Source organism: Rossellomorea oryzaecorticis (assembly GCF_045897515.1).
Classification (GTDB): Bacteria; Bacillota; Bacilli; order Bacillales; family Bacillaceae_B; genus Rossellomorea; species Rossellomorea enclensis.
On sequence record NZ_JBJOSA010000006.1, the window covers coordinates 102,162 to 118,155 of the forward strand.

15 protein-coding genes are annotated in these 15,994 nt (G+C 43.3%); all 15 read left to right on the plus strand.

The features are described 5' to 3' along the window. Position 1: 1 nt before the first annotated feature. The 15 genes from bshA to ACKA06_RS09470 all read left to right on the plus strand — a co-directional run bounded on the left by bshA (position 2) and on the right by ACKA06_RS09470 (position 15,982). Positions 2-1,123 (plus strand): N-acetyl-alpha-D-glucosaminyl L-malate synthase BshA, encoded by a 1,122-nt coding sequence (gene bshA / locus ACKA06_RS09400; protein ID WP_032087905.1) that lies wholly within the window; start codon positions 2-4, stop codon positions 1,121-1,123. 39 nt (positions 1,124-1,162) lie between these two features. Then, positions 1,163-2,362 carry a CCA tRNA nucleotidyltransferase gene (locus ACKA06_RS09405; RefSeq protein ID WP_411159481.1) on the plus strand — a complete coding sequence of 400 codons (1,200 nt, stop codon included), beginning with the start codon at positions 1,163-1,165 and terminating at the stop codon, positions 2,360-2,362. Continuing rightward, the gene (locus tag ACKA06_RS09410) at positions 2,338-3,318 is read left to right on the plus strand and encodes a biotin--[acetyl-CoA-carboxylase] ligase (protein WP_082641623.1); all 981 of its coding nucleotides are present in this window, start codon (positions 2,338-2,340) and stop codon (positions 3,316-3,318) included. The genes ACKA06_RS09405 and ACKA06_RS09410 overlap by 25 nt, the downstream gene beginning before the upstream one ends. Positions 3,319-3,621: 303 nt before the next feature. After that, positions 3,622-4,461 (plus strand): 3-methyl-2-oxobutanoate hydroxymethyltransferase, encoded by an 840-nt coding sequence (gene panB, locus ACKA06_RS09415; RefSeq protein WP_197671246.1) that lies wholly within the window; start codon positions 3,622-3,624, stop codon positions 4,459-4,461. Beyond that, positions 4,458-5,336 (plus strand): pantoate--beta-alanine ligase, encoded by an 879-nt coding sequence (gene panC, locus ACKA06_RS09420; RefSeq protein ID WP_032087909.1) that lies wholly within the window; start codon positions 4,458-4,460, stop codon positions 5,334-5,336. Before panB ends, panC begins: the two co-directional genes overlap by 4 nt. Then, the gene (gene panD / locus ACKA06_RS09425) at positions 5,321-5,707 is read left to right on the plus strand and encodes an aspartate 1-decarboxylase (protein WP_032087910.1); all 387 of its coding nucleotides are present in this window, start codon (positions 5,321-5,323) and stop codon (positions 5,705-5,707) included. The genes panC and panD overlap by 16 nt, the downstream gene beginning before the upstream one ends. 680 nt (positions 5,708-6,387) lie before the next feature. Continuing rightward, entirely contained in the window at positions 6,388-9,180 is a 2,793-nt protein-coding gene (gene dinG / locus ACKA06_RS09430; RefSeq protein WP_411159482.1) for an ATP-dependent DNA helicase DinG, read from the plus strand. 144 nt (positions 9,181-9,324) lie between these two features. Beyond that, complete coding sequence (locus ACKA06_RS09435; protein WP_032087912.1) at positions 9,325-10,170, plus strand: ComEC/Rec2 family competence protein; 846 nt, start codon at positions 9,325-9,327, stop codon at positions 10,168-10,170. Positions 10,171-10,345: 175 nt separating this feature from the next. Then, positions 10,346-10,516 (plus strand): YpmA family protein, encoded by a 171-nt coding sequence (locus ACKA06_RS09440; protein ID WP_071618651.1) that lies wholly within the window; start codon positions 10,346-10,348, stop codon positions 10,514-10,516. 12 nt (positions 10,517-10,528) lie between these two features. Further along, positions 10,529-11,005 carry a cell wall elongation regulator TseB-like domain-containing protein gene (locus ACKA06_RS09445; protein WP_032087913.1) on the plus strand — a complete coding sequence of 159 codons (477 nt, stop codon included), beginning with the start codon at positions 10,529-10,531 and terminating at the stop codon, positions 11,003-11,005. Positions 11,006-11,026: 21 nt separating this feature from the next. Next, complete coding sequence (locus ACKA06_RS09450) at positions 11,027-12,217, plus strand: pyridoxal phosphate-dependent aminotransferase (protein WP_032087914.1); 1,191 nt, start codon at positions 11,027-11,029, stop codon at positions 12,215-12,217. A 146-nt stretch (positions 12,218-12,363) separates the two neighbouring features. After that, complete coding sequence (asnS, locus tag ACKA06_RS09455) at positions 12,364-13,656, plus strand: asparagine--tRNA ligase (protein WP_098151203.1); 1,293 nt, start codon at positions 12,364-12,366, stop codon at positions 13,654-13,656. Between the two features lie 344 nt (positions 13,657-14,000). Continuing rightward, positions 14,001-14,708 carry a DnaD domain-containing protein gene (locus ACKA06_RS09460; protein ID WP_032087917.1) on the plus strand — a complete coding sequence of 236 codons (708 nt, stop codon included), beginning with the start codon at positions 14,001-14,003 and terminating at the stop codon, positions 14,706-14,708. 99 nt (positions 14,709-14,807) lie between these two features. Beyond that, complete coding sequence (nth, locus tag ACKA06_RS09465; protein WP_032087918.1) at positions 14,808-15,464, plus strand: endonuclease III; 657 nt, start codon at positions 14,808-14,810, stop codon at positions 15,462-15,464. Beyond that, on the plus strand, positions 15,461-15,982 hold the full coding sequence (locus ACKA06_RS09470; protein WP_411159483.1) for a YpoC family protein: 522 nt from the start codon (positions 15,461-15,463) through the stop codon (positions 15,980-15,982). The genes nth and ACKA06_RS09470 overlap by 4 nt, the downstream gene beginning before the upstream one ends. Positions 15,983-15,994: the final 12 nt, after the last annotated feature.

Consider the following 15,994-nt stretch of genomic DNA (forward strand, 5'->3'; position numbering starts at 1 on the left):
TATGAAATTAAGAATTGGAATCACATGTTACCCTACGGTTGGGGGATCTGGAGTAGTGGCTACGGAACTTGGAAAGCTGCTCGCGGAAAAAGGCCATGAAATTCATTTCATCACTTCCAGCATCCCTTTCAGAATCAACAAAATGTACCATAATATATATTTTCACCAGGTTGAGGTCAATCAGTATTCAGTCTTTCAATACCCTCCATATGATATAGCGCTTGCCAATAAGATGGCTGAAATCATTAAGCGTGAAAATCTTGATATCCTGCATGTACATTATGCGATTCCTCATGCAGTGTGTGCCATATTGGGGAAACAGATGGCTGACAGGGACGTGAAAATTGTCACGACACTCCACGGGACGGACATAACCGTACTCGGCTATGATCCGTCACTGACAGGGGCCATTCGGTTCGGTATTGAGAAATCGGATGTCGTTACGGCTGTCTCGAACGCACTCGTCGACCAGACACATGATTTGATCCATCCTGATAAGGAGATTAAAACGGTTTATAATTTCATCGATGAACGGGTGTACAGGCCAGTTGATTCAAGTGAATTGCGTAAAGAATACGGTATAGCCCAAGGTGAGAAGGTCATCATCCACGTCTCTAACTTCAGGGGAGTCAAAAGGGTAGGAGATGTTGTAGCCTCATTCAACCTTATCCAGAAAGAAATTCCGGCAAAACTGCTCCTGGTAGGCGACGGCCCGGAAATGACCGTCGTATGCAGGCAAGTGAAAGAATTAGGTCTGAATGACCGGGTGTTGTTCCTGGGGAAACAGGATAATCTCGAAGAACTTTACTCGATAAGCCACCTGAAGCTGCTGCTTTCCGAGAAAGAGAGTTTCGGTCTCGTCGCCCTTGAAGCCATGGCGTGCGGTGTTCCTGCGATCGGTACGGAAACCGGGGGCATCCCGGAAGTGATTGAAGAAGGTTTCAACGGTTATATCTGCAAAGTGGGTGATGTAGAAGAAATTTCATCGAAAGCGATCGGCCTGCTGAGTAATGGAGAACTGCATCGTACTCTTTCTGATAATGCGCTTGAGACAGCAAGGACAAAATTCCATTCCAAGAAAATCCTGGGGCAATATGAGCAGATATACAGGGAATTAGTATAGATATTTCAATCACGTTTTTAGAGAGAAGAAGGTGTTAACATGCTGCCGAAGATATTTCAGGATGCAATCCCCCTTTTAAAGAAAATTGAACAGGCGGGCTATCAGGCCTTTTTCGTAGGAGGGTCCGTAAGGGATTACCTTCTTGGCAGGCCGATCAATGATGTGGACATTGCAACATCGGCATTTCCCGATGAAATAAAATCAATCTTCCCGCGAACAGCAGATATCGGTATCGAGCACGGGACAATTTTGGTCATCGAGAAGGAAAATGAATACGAAATCACCACATTCAGGACTGAATCAGGGTATGGCGATTTCAGGCGCCCTGATCGAGTCAAATTCATCCGGTCGCTTGAAGCTGATCTCATGCGGAGGGATTTTACCATGAACAGCATGGCTATGGATGCGGATGGTGTCATTTATGACCCATTTGATGGCCGGGACGATATCAAACAGAAATTAATCAGGACAGTGGGAGAGCCTGCAGAAAGGTTCTCCGAAGATGCCTTACGGATGCTGAGGGGTGTGCGTTTTGTGAGCCAACTCGGTTTTGAGCTTGAAACCGGCACCCGGAAGGCATTGACGGCATACTCGAATCTGCTGTCCCATATCGCCATCGAGCGGAAAACGATAGAATTTGAAAAGACCCTCAGCGGGGATTACAGGGATAAAGCGCTGGAGATTCTTATCGAGTCTGCTCTATATAAACAACTGCCGGGTCTTTCTGAAGAATCTGAAGCCATCCGTAAAATAGCCGGTCTTCCATTGGTGAAAAGATTGAGTACCGATCAAATGTGGCTGCTTTTAACAGCTGGTATGGATATTGATCCTTCTGTCTTCTTGAAAATGTGGAGGCTTCCTTCCAAGGTGGTCAAGGAACGCAATAAGGAGAAGGATATTTTATCCAGAAGAATAAAAGAAGGCTGGACGAGGGAGCTGCTCTTCCGTTCAGGTTTGGAGAGAGCGGTCAATGTTGAAAAAGTATACAACTGCATCCATTCTTTGAATTCATCCACTGAATCATTACAGGAAAAATATAAAGCACTTCCTATAAAGGATCGCAAGGAACTGAAAGTCACAGGAAATGATCTTATGAATTGGTCCGAAAAAGCCGGTGGTCCCTGGGTCAAGGAAACTCTCGAGGGTATCGAAAAGGCAATACTGAATGAAGAAATACCAAATGATCATGACACGATAAGGAGGTGGCTGGAAACATGCAATCCATCAGAAAAAAACTGATTCAGGCATTTTCAGAATCCAATGGTGAATTTCTATCAGGACAGGCTCTGGCTGAAATTGCAGGATGTTCCCGAACCGCAATATGGAAACACATCGAAGAGTTGAGAAAAGAAGGATTTAAATTGGAGGCTGTCAGGAAAAAAGGTTATCGGATCATTGATACCCCGGACAGTGTCACTGAAAACAAGATCCGCCTGGGCCTTAACACCAAGACTTTGGGACAAGCCATCCATTACGAGGAATCGGTGCCCAGTACCCAAAAGATTGCACACGATTTAGCAGGCAGCGGGGCGGTGGAAGGTACGCTTGTCATCGCTGATGAACAAACTGCCGGAAGGGGGAGGCTCATGCGTGAATGGCATTCTTCATCCGGAAACGGCATCTGGATGAGTCTGATCATGAAACCTCATCTCCCGCCGCAAAAAGCGCCGCAATTCACATTGATTACCGCTGTGGCAGTAGTGCAGGCGATTGAAGAAGTAACGGGCATGCATCCTCAAATCAAGTGGCCGAATGATATCCTGATAGATGGGAAGAAAGTTACCGGGATACTGACTGAGCTGCAGGCAGAGTCAGATAAAATAAACTCCATCATCATCGGGATCGGGATGAATGTGAATCATTCGATTGATCATTTTCCTGATGAAATCCGCCAGATTGCCACATCGCTCGCAATTGAAAAAGGGGCGCGGCTGTCCAGGGCTAAACTGGTGCAGACCGTACTCGAAAAAATGGAATCATTGTATTCACTCTATATGAAGGAAGGTTTCATACCGATCAAACTTCTGTGGGAAAGCTACGCCGTCTCGATTGGAAAGAGAATCAGGGCGCGCACGATCAATGGTACAATTGAGGGAACTGCTTTAGGAATCACTGAAGAAGGCGTACTGAAAATAGAAGATGGCGAAGGGACTATTCATAGAATCTATTCAGCGGATATCGAAGTGAATATTTAAAGGTCATCATACGGGATGAGTGAAGAAATATCTTCATACCATCCCGTTTTTTTATGTTATAATTTTGAATGGGCAGTATCGAAAGAACTGCACCCTTACAAAAGCAAGAAACATAATACTGAATAATATCTGCCTTGATCCAAATTGGACTGGGACAGAGGGTCGAAACAACAAATATAGACACTTGGGATCCTTCTGTCATTTTCAGAAGGTTTTTTTATTAGGCTGAAACAGGCCTTAGTGTTTATGAAAGTGCTTTCATATTTGTTTCGTCACCTCTGACTGCAAAGAAGGAGGAAGAAAATGAAACAGACAACTGATTTTTCAAAAATGAAACGGGAAAACGAGAAACTCACGATGCTGACGGCTTATGATTATCCAAGTGCGAAGCTGGCTGAAGAAGCAGGCATTGATTTGCTTTTGGTCGGTGACTCCCTCGGGATGGTGGTTTTAGGTTATGATTCAACAATTCCTGTCACCGTGGAGGATATGATCCATCATACGAAAGCTGTGAGAAGAGGGGCGCCCAGCACGTTCATCGTCACGGATATGCCTTTTATGACTTATCACCTTTCCAGGGAGGAAACATTGCGTACTGCGGCGCGAATCCTCCAAGATAGCGGTGCGAATGCCGTCAAGGTAGAAGGTGCCGGGGTCGTGATCGATCGGATCAAAGCGATGACGGAGGCCGGAATTCCTGTGATGGCACACTTAGGATTGACTCCTCAATCTGTAGGTGTCCTGGGAGGATACAAAGTACAGGGCAAGACTGCCCATACAGCTCAGATGCTGCTTGAAGATGCGAAAAAGTGCGAAGAAGCCGGGGCATTCTCCATTGTCCTTGAATGCGTACCCAGACAGCTGGCAAAAGAGGTAACAGATGCAGTCGGCATCCCTGTCATCGGGATCGGTGCAGGCAGCGGCACGGACGGCCAGGTCCTGGTCTTTCATGATCTCATCACGTATGGTGTCGGCAGGGTTCCGAAGTTCGTCAAACAATACAGCAACGTCGCTGAAACGATCAATGCCAGCATCGTTAACTATATAGAAGATGTAAAGGAAGGATCCTTCCCTGAAGAACAGCATTCTTTCACAATGAAGGAAGAGGAATTGCAAATGCTTTACGGGGGTAGTAAAAAGTGAAGATCATTACAAGCATGAATATACTGCGCCAAGAAATTCAAAAGCATAAAGATTCAGTCGGCTCCATCGGTTTTGTACCAACGATGGGATTCCTCCACGAAGGCCACCTCACCCTCGCAGATGAGGCAAGAAAACAAAATGAGGTTGTGGTCTTGAGCATTTTTGTGAATCCATTGCAGTTCGGTCCGGACGAAGATTTCGATCGGTATCCGAGGGATATTGACCGTGACCGGGAACTCGCAGAAAATGCAGGCGTAGACATCTTATTCATTCCGGACGCTAAAGAAATGTATCCTGATGAATTATCCGTCACCATGACAGTGCATAAGCGCATTGATGTGCTTTGCGGAAAGAAACGGGAGGGTCACTTTGACGGAGTCGTCACCATTTTGGCGAAGCTGTTTCATTTAGTACAGCCGTCAAGAGCCTATTTCGGCCTGAAGGATGCACAGCAGATTGCTGTAGTGGAAGGTATGGTTGAAGATTACTTCTTCCCTGTGGAAATCGTGAGGGTCCCTACAGTGAGGGAAGAGGACGGTCTTGCAAAGAGCTCACGTAATGTCTATCTGTCTGAAAGTGAACGAAAGGAAGCACCGGTCCTTTATAAGAGTCTTAAAGAAGCGGCGCAGATGATCGAGTCCGGGAAAATGAGTGTGGACGCTGTCGTTTTAAAGGTGAGGGACATCCTTCAAAATGAGACCTCAGGAAAAGTCGAATATGTGGAAGCTTATTCTTTTCCACAGCTCTCCCCTGTAGACGATTTGACAGGCGAAGTGATCATAGCAGTTGCAGTACAATTCGAGAAAGCAAGGTTAATTGATAACATCATCATTTTATTGAATGAAGAGGGGAAATCAGCATGTTTAGAACAATGATGAATGGTAAAATTCACAGAGCACGTGTGACAGAAGCAAACCTGGATTATGTAGGCAGCATCACAATCGATCAAGATATCCTTGATAAAGTGGATATGATGGCAAATGAAAAAGTCCAGATCGTCAACAACAACAATGGTGCAAGACTTGAGACTTATATCATACCGGGGGAAAGGGGAAGCGGCGTCATATGCCTGAACGGAGCAGCGGCCAGGCTTGTCCAAAAAGGGGATGTCGTCATCATCATTTCCTATAAACTGATAGCAGAAGAACAGGTGAAAAGCCATGTCCCTAAAGTGGCGATCATGAACGAAAACAACCAAATCGTTGAAATGATCGGCACCGAACCCGAAGCAACGGTATATTCATAACTTGGAAGTGTCCGGACAAAAGTGTTTGAGCTTCAATAAAAACGAACTAACTTGAATTTAAGACTTCAAGTTAGTTCGTTTTTATTTGATCCAATTTACATTCAGTAAGGCGCCGATTCCAGCGGTTAAGGACGAAAACTTAGTCTAGAAGAATAGCGTTGTTTCTCTTTTGGTTTTAGGTGTAGGTTGAAGTAAAAGACCTGAGATTTTTACTCAGAGGCAGATAGATAAAAGAAAAAAATCACCAATATCAGCGTGCCAATTCACAGTAAAGATTATTAACTTCTTGTCGAATTCTAATCTTCTGTTCCTATTAAGAAAAGAGAGGCTCAAGACCGAATAAATTAAGTTACAACCCATTTTTTTAGAATGAAATTGAATAAACTTATCCTTATATAAAACCGTTTGCAGCGTTTCACGGAAATCAATAGCGGTGATAAGGAAATCAAGTAAGTTGATAAGTCAAAATCGCTTCTCTATGTAGGGTTGTCATAAAATTTAACCAATATCTCTTGGAATCAACCTCTTGAGGGAGCAGATTTATTTATTATATCCAGGACTCATTTGTTAAATGATTAACCCATCATGAGATCATGAGCCTTCTGAAATAAATTGTGGTACACTTATCTAGAAATCATAGATTATTATCGAAGATGGAAATATAAAGGCAGTGAAATAACATGTACCCATTCAAATTAGTTGTAGTGGATCTTGAAACTACAGGGAACTCTCCCCGCAAAGGAGAGAAAATCATACAGATATCGGCAGTGATCATCGAAAATGGGAATATCACCGATCAATTCACCTCATTCGTTTCCCCCGGCAAGTCCATTCCTCCATTCATAGAGGAGCTTACGGGAATTAATGACGAAATGGTCAGCGGTGCACCTATGTTTGATGAGATTGCACCCAAAATCCTGGAAATATTAGATAACGGTGTGTTTGTCGCTCACAATGTAACATTCGACCTTTCTTTTTTACAGGCAGAACTTGAAGAGGCGGGCTATAACCCTTTTGCAGGCCCTGCTTTTGATACAGTTGAACTGGCCAAAATTGCTATGCCTTCAGCTGACAGCTTCAAGCTTACAGAGCTTTCAAATACACTCTCATTGAGCCATGTCAGACCGCATCAGGCTGACAGCGATGCCTATGTTACGGCTGAGATTCTGCTTCATTTCATTCAAGAACTCCATGGTCTCCCGCTTGTTACCCTTGAGAAGCTTAGGACGCTTTCAGTGCACCTCAAAAGTGACTTGTCTTTACTCTTTGATGAAATCGTTTCTCAAAAGCAAAGGCATGTCGAGGATCTCGAGTTTGGACTTGAGGTATACAGGGGTATTGCCCTTCGAACAAAAAGTGATCCTGGATCATGTTCCGATAGCTTTCATGAAATTGAATTTGATATTACGAAAAGCATGGAAAAGCATGTTTCTTCATATGAGAAAAGAAATGTACAAATTCAGATGATGAATGAAGTAAAGGAATCATTCGCTGAAGGTAAGCACCTCGTGATCGAAGCAGGTACGGGTGTCGGGAAGTCACTGGGATATTTATGGCCATCACTGCATTTTGCCAAACAGTCTGGTGAAAGAGTGGTGATCAGCACTTTTACCACCCAGCTGCAGGAACAATTGCTGCAAAAGGAAATTAAGCTTCTCGAAACAATCAGTCCATTCACGTTTCAGACAGTATTGTTGAAAGGGAAGAATCACTACATAAACTTATTCAAATTTGAACAATCACTCAGGGAAGAGGATCCCCAATATGACGTCATATTGACGAAGATGCAGATCCTGGTATGGCTGACGGGGACTGAAACCGGTGATGTCGATGAACTGAACCTTACCTCAGGCGGGCAGTTATTTTGGAACAGGCTGCGGCATGACGGGTGGCATCTTCCTCACAGTAAAGATCCCTGGGTCACGAAAGACTTTTATCTGAATGCGAGAAAACGTGCCCAGACGGCAGATATCATCATCACAAACCATTCGATGCTGCTTTCGGATATCATCAATCACGGGAATCTGATACCCGCCTTTGATTATTTAGTCATCGATGAAGCACATCATTTGGAAAAATCGGCCAGACAGCATTTGGGAATCGTGTTGGATTATCTCTCTATTAAATTCACGACTTCACAGCTCGGGACTCTTGAACAGAATCAATTATTCGAAAGACTATCCAGTCTTATGAATGCATACAAAATAGAAGGCAATCGTCATTTATTTGAAATTGATGCTTTAGTGCATCAATTTTATCAGGACCTTGAAGAAGCTATGTCTGTCCTTGCGAATGTATTCGTCAAGCATGCCAAGAAAAGAACTGGTGCCCAGAAAATACAGCTTAGAATTTCAGATGAGATGAAAAAAAGCAGGAACTGGCAGCCTGTCCATATGGCGATGGAACGGGTCATTTCAGGGATGAAGACGATAGAAAGGGAATTTCAGGATATCCTCGATTCAATAAAAAAGAAAAAGATAAAACTAAAAGACAGTGAAAAAGCGTTGGTTGAAGAGTTCTACAGCTTTTTAGTCGAATGGGATGATCTTCATCAACATTTCCGCACGGTGTTCCTTAAAGAAATGACGGATTATGTATTGTGGCTCGACGGTGATACCCGCTCGCTCCCGAACAGTCTGATCATTCAGGCCCAGCCGGTCACAGTGGCGCGGAACTTAAAGGAAGAGCTTTTTACAAAAAAGAAGAGTATTGTATTGACCTCTGCGACATTGACTGTCAGTGAATCGTTCCATTACTTCCTGAATGAAGTAGGGCTGAACACGGAGGAAATTAAACAGCTTAAGCTATCTTCCCCCTTTGATTATGCCGGGTCAGCCACTTTATTCATACCGAATGATGTACCTGAGATTCAGCAAGTTTCAAATGAAGAGTATATCGAATCCATCAGTTCTCATTTAATTGGAGTGGCCGAGGCCACTAAAGGCAGGATGCTCATTCTTTTCACTTCTTATGATATGCTGAGAAAAACGTACGAACTAATGAAGGAAAGCGGCTTGCTTGAAGATTATATCCTTATGGCCCAGGGAATCACTTCGGGGAGCAGGACAAGGCTGACGAAAAATTTCCAGCGGTTCGATAAAGCGATCCTGTTCGGCACCAGTTCTTTCTGGGAAGGGGTGGATATCCCCGGGGAAGATCTTTCATGCCTTGCACTGGTGAGACTTCCATTTTCACCGCCGGACGAACCTGTGATCCAGGCTAAATCTGAACTTCTGAAAGCACAGGGGAAAAATCCTTTTTCAGCTCATTCACTGCCTGAAGCAATTATCCGCTTCAAGCAGGGTGTGGGAAGATTGATAAGAAGAAGCAGCGACAGAGGTGTCATCATCGTGTATGACCGCCGAATTAAGACGACCCGCTACGGCAATGCTTTCATCGAATCAATTCCTTCCATGAATGTAAAAGAAGGAGATCTATACGATTTGATTGAGCTGATAGAAGATTGGTTGTAAAAAAATTGGAGACGAACCTGCCCCTATTTCAGGAGCGGGTTCGTCTTATTGTAGAATGCTTTTATTCTTCCGGTCCCTCCGTTCTGGTTAAATTCCATCCTTTAACGCAAAATAGAGGATAGATGAAAACTGGAGGCATGAATTATGAAAGGGGTAATATCCGCACTACTGCTGTTTCTTTTATTTTCACCGCCCGTTCACGGAATAAAAGTACCGGAATTGGACCTTAACCTGGCAGAAAATGAATACGCGATCAGCTTTCTTCCTTTAAAAAGCGGAGAGGTGGCCGTCCTTCATTTAGCTGCAGGTGACAATTATTTGATTAACACCGGTCCCCGCAGCCAAGTGAGAGAACTTTACTACTATCTGGATCAAATCAACATTAATGAAATAAAAGCGGTCATCATCACAGAGCAAGCTGAAATCTATGAGGATACACTTTTGAAACTCAGGAAGAAATATTCAATTGCTGAAATCATGGCAGGAGCCTCCTTTTCTGAACCGCTTATGGAAGCTGAAATGGCCGGATTGAAAAGTTTGAAAGAAGGGGATCGTTATCGGTTGTCTCCGGAACTGGATCTAGAAGTGATCCATGACGGCAATGAAAAACAGGAAGGACTTGATTTCTCGCTTACTTTCTTCAATCACCGCTTCCTTTGGCTGAGTTCACAGTCCAAGCATGCAGAAGGGGTATTCATGACCAAGCCTTTAAAAAATGTGAACATTGTCAAGATACCGCTCCACTCAAAGACAGAATGCATTTCAGACCCGCTCATCAAGCATATCGATCCCCAGACTGCACTTCTGTATCGTTCGAAAGAGAAATTGCTGAATGGTGACCTCCTTGAGGCAATCAATGAAGCGTGGATCGACCTCTACCTTACCGGCCAGCACGGCTTGATCACGATAAAATTCAACAAAAGTAATTATGAAGTACTTACCTTTGAACAAGATGACGGTGCATTCAAAGAAAAACCCAATGAAAGCTGATCCCAGGGTCAGCTTTCGATGAAAAACTATAGGGATAAAGTTTTTTGTGTTTCTGTCTACCATATCCGGCGGGAATGTTGTTATAATGTCTGTAGTGTTTAGTAAGGAGAAGAGATCATGACGGCTATGCACAACATCTTGGGAAGCGGCTGATGTGTAGAAGGAGGGTAATGCATTGGAGAGCAAAATTGAAATTCTTTCCACAGTTAAGATTTCGTACACAGACGATTTATATAAAGTAGTGGATGCCTTGAACAGGACATTGAAAAAAGATGATTACATGTTTGGTCTGGCCCTGGATCCCGAAGATCAAAGTCAGGCTGTACTGACCATTTATCGTACATAAAGAGGGTTGTAAATGAAAAAGTGGATTACAATTATTATCACTGCAGCGGTCATTCTTATTGGTATTTCGTCCATTCTTCTCTATCACAGTGCCCGAGGGCCGGTAAAGAAAGAATTTGATGAAGCGTCCACACGGGTGCTGAATGAGACAGCAATGGAAAAAATCGAGAAAACAACGATATATCACGGAGCAAAATCTTACACCGTGGTCACCGGAGAAGATAAAAATGATGAAAAAACGGTTGCATTCGTTCCTAAGAAAAAAGGGGAAATAATCGTAAGAAAATGGGCTGATGGTATTACGAAAGAACAGGCAATTAATAAACTAAAAGATGAAAAGCAGCCTGAAGAAATATTATCCGTACGATTAGGTCATGAATCCGTAGGCCCTGTATGGGAGATCACATACTTGGATAAACAGAAGAATTTAAACTATTTTTATCTTCTATTCTCTAACGGGGAATGGTGGAAAAAGATAGAAAACCTATAAGTTATTAGGAGGAACCCATCGATGAAAGTATCTTTAGCGAAAAGAGTGAGTGCACTAACACCTTCTACTACCTTGGCGATCACAGCGAAAGCGAAGGAAATGAAAGCCCAGGGTATCGATGTAATCGGTTTGGGAGCAGGTGAACCTGACTTTAATACACCGAAGCATATCATCCAGGCTGCATATGATTCACTGATAGAAGGACATACAAAATATACGCCTTCAGGTGGTACTGCCCAGCTGAAAGAAGCTGTAATCAGCAAATTCAAGCAAGATCAGAACCTGACTTACAAACCTGCAGAAATCATCGTGACAAGCGGTGCGAAGCATGCACTTTATACTTTATTTCAAGTATTGCTGGACGATGGGGATGAAGTAATCATTCCAACTCCTTATTGGGTAAGTTACCCTGAACAAGTTAAGCTTGCGGGAGGAAACCCTGTCATTGTGGAAGGAAAACAGGAAAACTCTTATAAAATCACACCTGAGCAATTGTCAGAGTCGATTACGGAAAGAACAAAAGCGGTCATCATCAATTCCCCAAGCAATCCAACCGGCATGATTTACTCTGCTGAAGAGTTGAAGGCGATCGGTCAAATCTGTTTAGAAAAAAATATCCTCATTGTTTCTGATGAAATTTATGAAAAGCTCGTTTATGACGGAAATACTCATACTTCCATTGCAGAGATTTCCGAAGAACTCAAGGAGCAGACAATCGTCATAAACGGTGTTTCAAAATCACATTCGATGACAGGCTGGAGAATCGGTTATGCTGCGGGGAATGAAACAGTCATCAAGGCAATGACGAATCTGGCAAGCCATTCAACATCGAACCCGACGACCACTTCCCAATATGGTGCCGTAGCAGCGTACATGGGAGATCAACAACCCGTGGAGGACATGAGAAAATCATTTGAGGAGCGATTGAATATCGTCTTCGAAAAGCTGAACAATATACCTGGGTTTGACTGCATCAAGCCTCAAGGTGCTTTTTATCTGTTTCCGAACGTAAAGGAAGCAGCACGCATCACTGGTTATGATAGTGTTGATCTTTTTGTTCAAGCGCTGTTAGAAGATGCAAAAGTTGCCGTCATCCCTGGTTCGGGCTTTGGTTCTGAGGATAATATCCGCTTATCCTATGCAACCAGCCTTGAATCCATGGAGCAGGCAATTGAAAGAATACATGAATTCGTTGTAAAGAAAAGTCAATAACACAACTGGGGCAGGTCGTATTTCACGTTCTGCCCTTTGCATTGGTATAAGTCTGATTCAGCCTATCTATTGCGACAATGTATCTCGAACTGTATAATATAGTACGATACATATAGCGTGTTAGTTTTTTTTGGAGGGAAAAAATCGTGAAAACAACAATTTCTCAAGTAAGTAAGTTTGTTGGTGAAGAGGTTACGATAGGTGCCTGGCTTGCCAACAAACGTTCAAGTGGTAAAATTGCATTCCTTCAGCTCCGTGATGGAACTGGATTCATTCAGGGAGTTGTAGTTAAAAGCGAAGTCGAAGAAGAAATTTTTCAAAAAGCAAAATCTCTGACTCAAGAAACGTCTTTATATGTGACAGGAGTTGTATCTGAAGATTCCCGTTCACCTTTTGGTTATGAATTACAGGTGAAATCAGTGGAGGTCATCCATGAAGCGGTGGATTATCCAATCACACCAAAAGAGCATGGTACTGAATTCCTTATGGACCACCGTCATTTATGGCTTCGTTCCCGCAAGCAGCATGCAGTGATGAAAATCCGTAATGAAATCATCAGGGCTACGTATGAATTCTTCAATCAAGAAGGGTTTGTCAAAGTCGACCCGCCAATCCTTACAGGCAGTGCTCCTGAAGGAACGACGGAATTGTTTGCAACAAAGTACTTTGACGAAGATGCCTATCTTTCTCAAAGTGGACAACTATATATGGAAGCAGCTGCCATGGCTCTTGGAAAAGTATTTTCTTTCGGGCCGACATTCAGGGCTGAAAAATCCAAAACGCGCCGTCATCTTATCGAGTTCTGGATGATTGAACCTGAAATGGCTTTCTACGATTTTAAAGACAATCTGGAAGTTCAGGAACAATATGTTTCTTATATCGTCCAATCTGTCCTTGAAAACTGTAAGCTTGAGTTGGACCGTTTGGGAAGAGATACGTCCAAATTGGAACAAATCAAAGCACCATTCCCAAGAATCACTTATGATGACGCGGTCAAGTTACTGCACGAAAAAGGATTCGACGATATCGAATGGGGAGATGATTTCGGGGCACCGCATGAGACAGCGATTGCTGAAACCTATGATAAACCTGTATTCATCACTCATTACCCGACATCCTTGAAGCCGTTTTACATGCAGCCCGACCCGGATCGTGATGATGTAGTGCTTTGTGCAGACCTTATCGCTCCTGAAGGCTACGGGGAAATCATCGGAGGTTCTGAACGGATCCACGATGCAGAACTAATGAAAAAGCGCATCGAAGAACATGAATTGGCGTCAGATGCATATAAGTGGTATCTGGAGCTGAGGGAATACGGTTCTGTCCCTCACTCAGGATTCGGTCTTGGACTTGAACGCACAGTAGCATGGATCAGCGGAGTGGAACACGTAAGAGAAACAATCCCATTCCCACGCCTCCTAAACCGTCTGTACCCATAAGAACTAAAAACAAAGCTGACTCTATTTGCAGTAATGCAAATCATAGTCAGCTTTTTCTCTTTTGCTTTTTATTCATGAATGACGAATATTTAGCATGGATTTGATTTGTATCCAGCTTTTGATTGGAGTGCAGGACGCAGACTCCTGCGGGAAAAGTAGCTAATGTGAGACCCCGCAGGAACGAAGTGACGAGGAGGCTCACGGGCTACCCGCGGAAAGCGGAGTCCTGCACGGAAATCAAAAGCGGTATTCAATGTACCTTAAGTGTTAAATAATTCTTCTGAACACATCCATATCGACATAGATAATAAGCATGATATACTTAAAGGTGAGGTGTGCCGTATATGGATTATAAACAACTAATGGTGTCCTGGATCGAAGAAGGGACACTGAATATCCCGCAATTATTACTGACAAATTATCATACCCTCGGATTAAATGAATCCGAATTTGTCCTGCTTCTTCATATCTACGGACAAATTGAAAAAGGGAACAGCTTTCCGACACCGGAGGATCTTTCGGAACATATGAGCATTTCTGCAGAATACTGTTCCTCCATCTTGAGAAAACTGATACAGCAGCAATTCCTGACGATTGATGAAGGATCTTCACCTGACGGGATCCTTTTCGAAAAATACTCGCTTGCCCCTTTATGGGAGAAGCTTGCTGACTTTGTCATCCAAACTTCGAAGATGAAACAGATGCAAAAATCAATGGAAGAAGAAGCTGACATCTATTCTATTTTCGAACAGGAATTCGGCCGTCCGCTTTCACCGCTTGAATGTGAGACACTCAGTATGTGGCTTGACCAGGATGAACATAATTCCACGATCATCAAGGCTGCACTCCGGGAAGCGGTCATTTCCGGAAAGCTGAATTTCAGATACATCGACAGGATTCTATTTGAGTGGAAAAAGAACGGTGTCAAAACGATAGAAGATGCACGCAGTCAAAGTCAAAAGTTCAGGCCGCATCAGAAACCACAGACTCAAAATGACGCTGCGGCGCCTAAGAGGAAGTCAGTACCTTTTTATAATTGGCTGGAACAATAATGTATACGTACAAAGGGACTGCACCCAAACTGGGGACAGTCCCTTTAATCGTGTATACTGAATGATAGTGCATAGTATGAGAGTGAGGAGAAGATAAAAGTGCTGAATAAAAAACAGATACATATTTGCCTGGATGAAATGAGAAAAATGTTTCCCGACGCGCATTGCGAACTGCGCCATGAAAACCCCTTCGAGTTAGTGATTGCCGTACTGCTTTCCGCTCAATGTACAGATGCGTTAGTGAATAAAGTAACGAAAGGGCTTTTTGAAAAATACAAGACACCACATGATTACCTTGAAGTCACGCTTGAAGAACTGCAGCAGGACATTCGCTCCATCGGACTTTACCGAAATAAAGCGAAGAACATACAGAAATTGTGTGAAATTCTTTTAAAGGAATATGGCGGGGAAGTACCAAAAGAACATTCAGAACTGGTCAAACTGCCGGGGGTAGGGAGGAAGACAGCCAATGTTGTCGTGTCTGTAGCCTTCGGGGAACCTGCGCTTGCAGTCGATACTCATGTAGAGAGGGTTAGTAAGAGGCTGGGTATCTGCAGATGGAAGGACAGTGTACTTGAAGTAGAGAAGACGTTGATGGGAAAGATCCCCAGAGATGAATGGTCTGAAACCCACCATCGCTTAATTTTCTTCGGAAGATACCATTGCAAGGCACAATCGCCTCAGTGTGATGTATGTCCACTCCTAGACTTATGCCGTGAGGGACAGAAGCGCATGAAGAAAAAGGAGAAGATATGACAGCCGTACGCATGATTCTCCCTGTGAAATTGTCTGATCACTTTTTCTTTGAGAAAAATGAAGTGGTATTAAATCCTGACCGATATTTGGAAGAAGGGAATTTTTTTGCTCAGGAAATACTATTTTACAGTGGGGAAGAGCGGAATGATTTTCCCTGGGATCATGAGGAACATTCAGTAAGTGAAGTTTTGGCCGCCTGGAATGAAGTGCAGGGGATGCTGAAGGAACGCTTCAAATCACGTGATGCCACTGCACAGATTGCCATGAAAAAAGGCATTGCTTTATTTTATATGATTCTGTTTTGGGGTAACTCCCATCCTGTAGTATTAAATGGATGGAAGTTGCAAATAAAGGATCTCTCTCTTAAACCGGTAAATATTGAAGAGAGACTGTCATTCATCAAGGAAAACCCTCACCTTTATCATTCCTATGTGCAGCTGGCAAGTTTATTTCAGGAACAACATAAACAGTTTGAGAAGGACAGGGCGATGCGCCATTTAAATAAGTACAAAAAATAAGGCAGCCGGGAA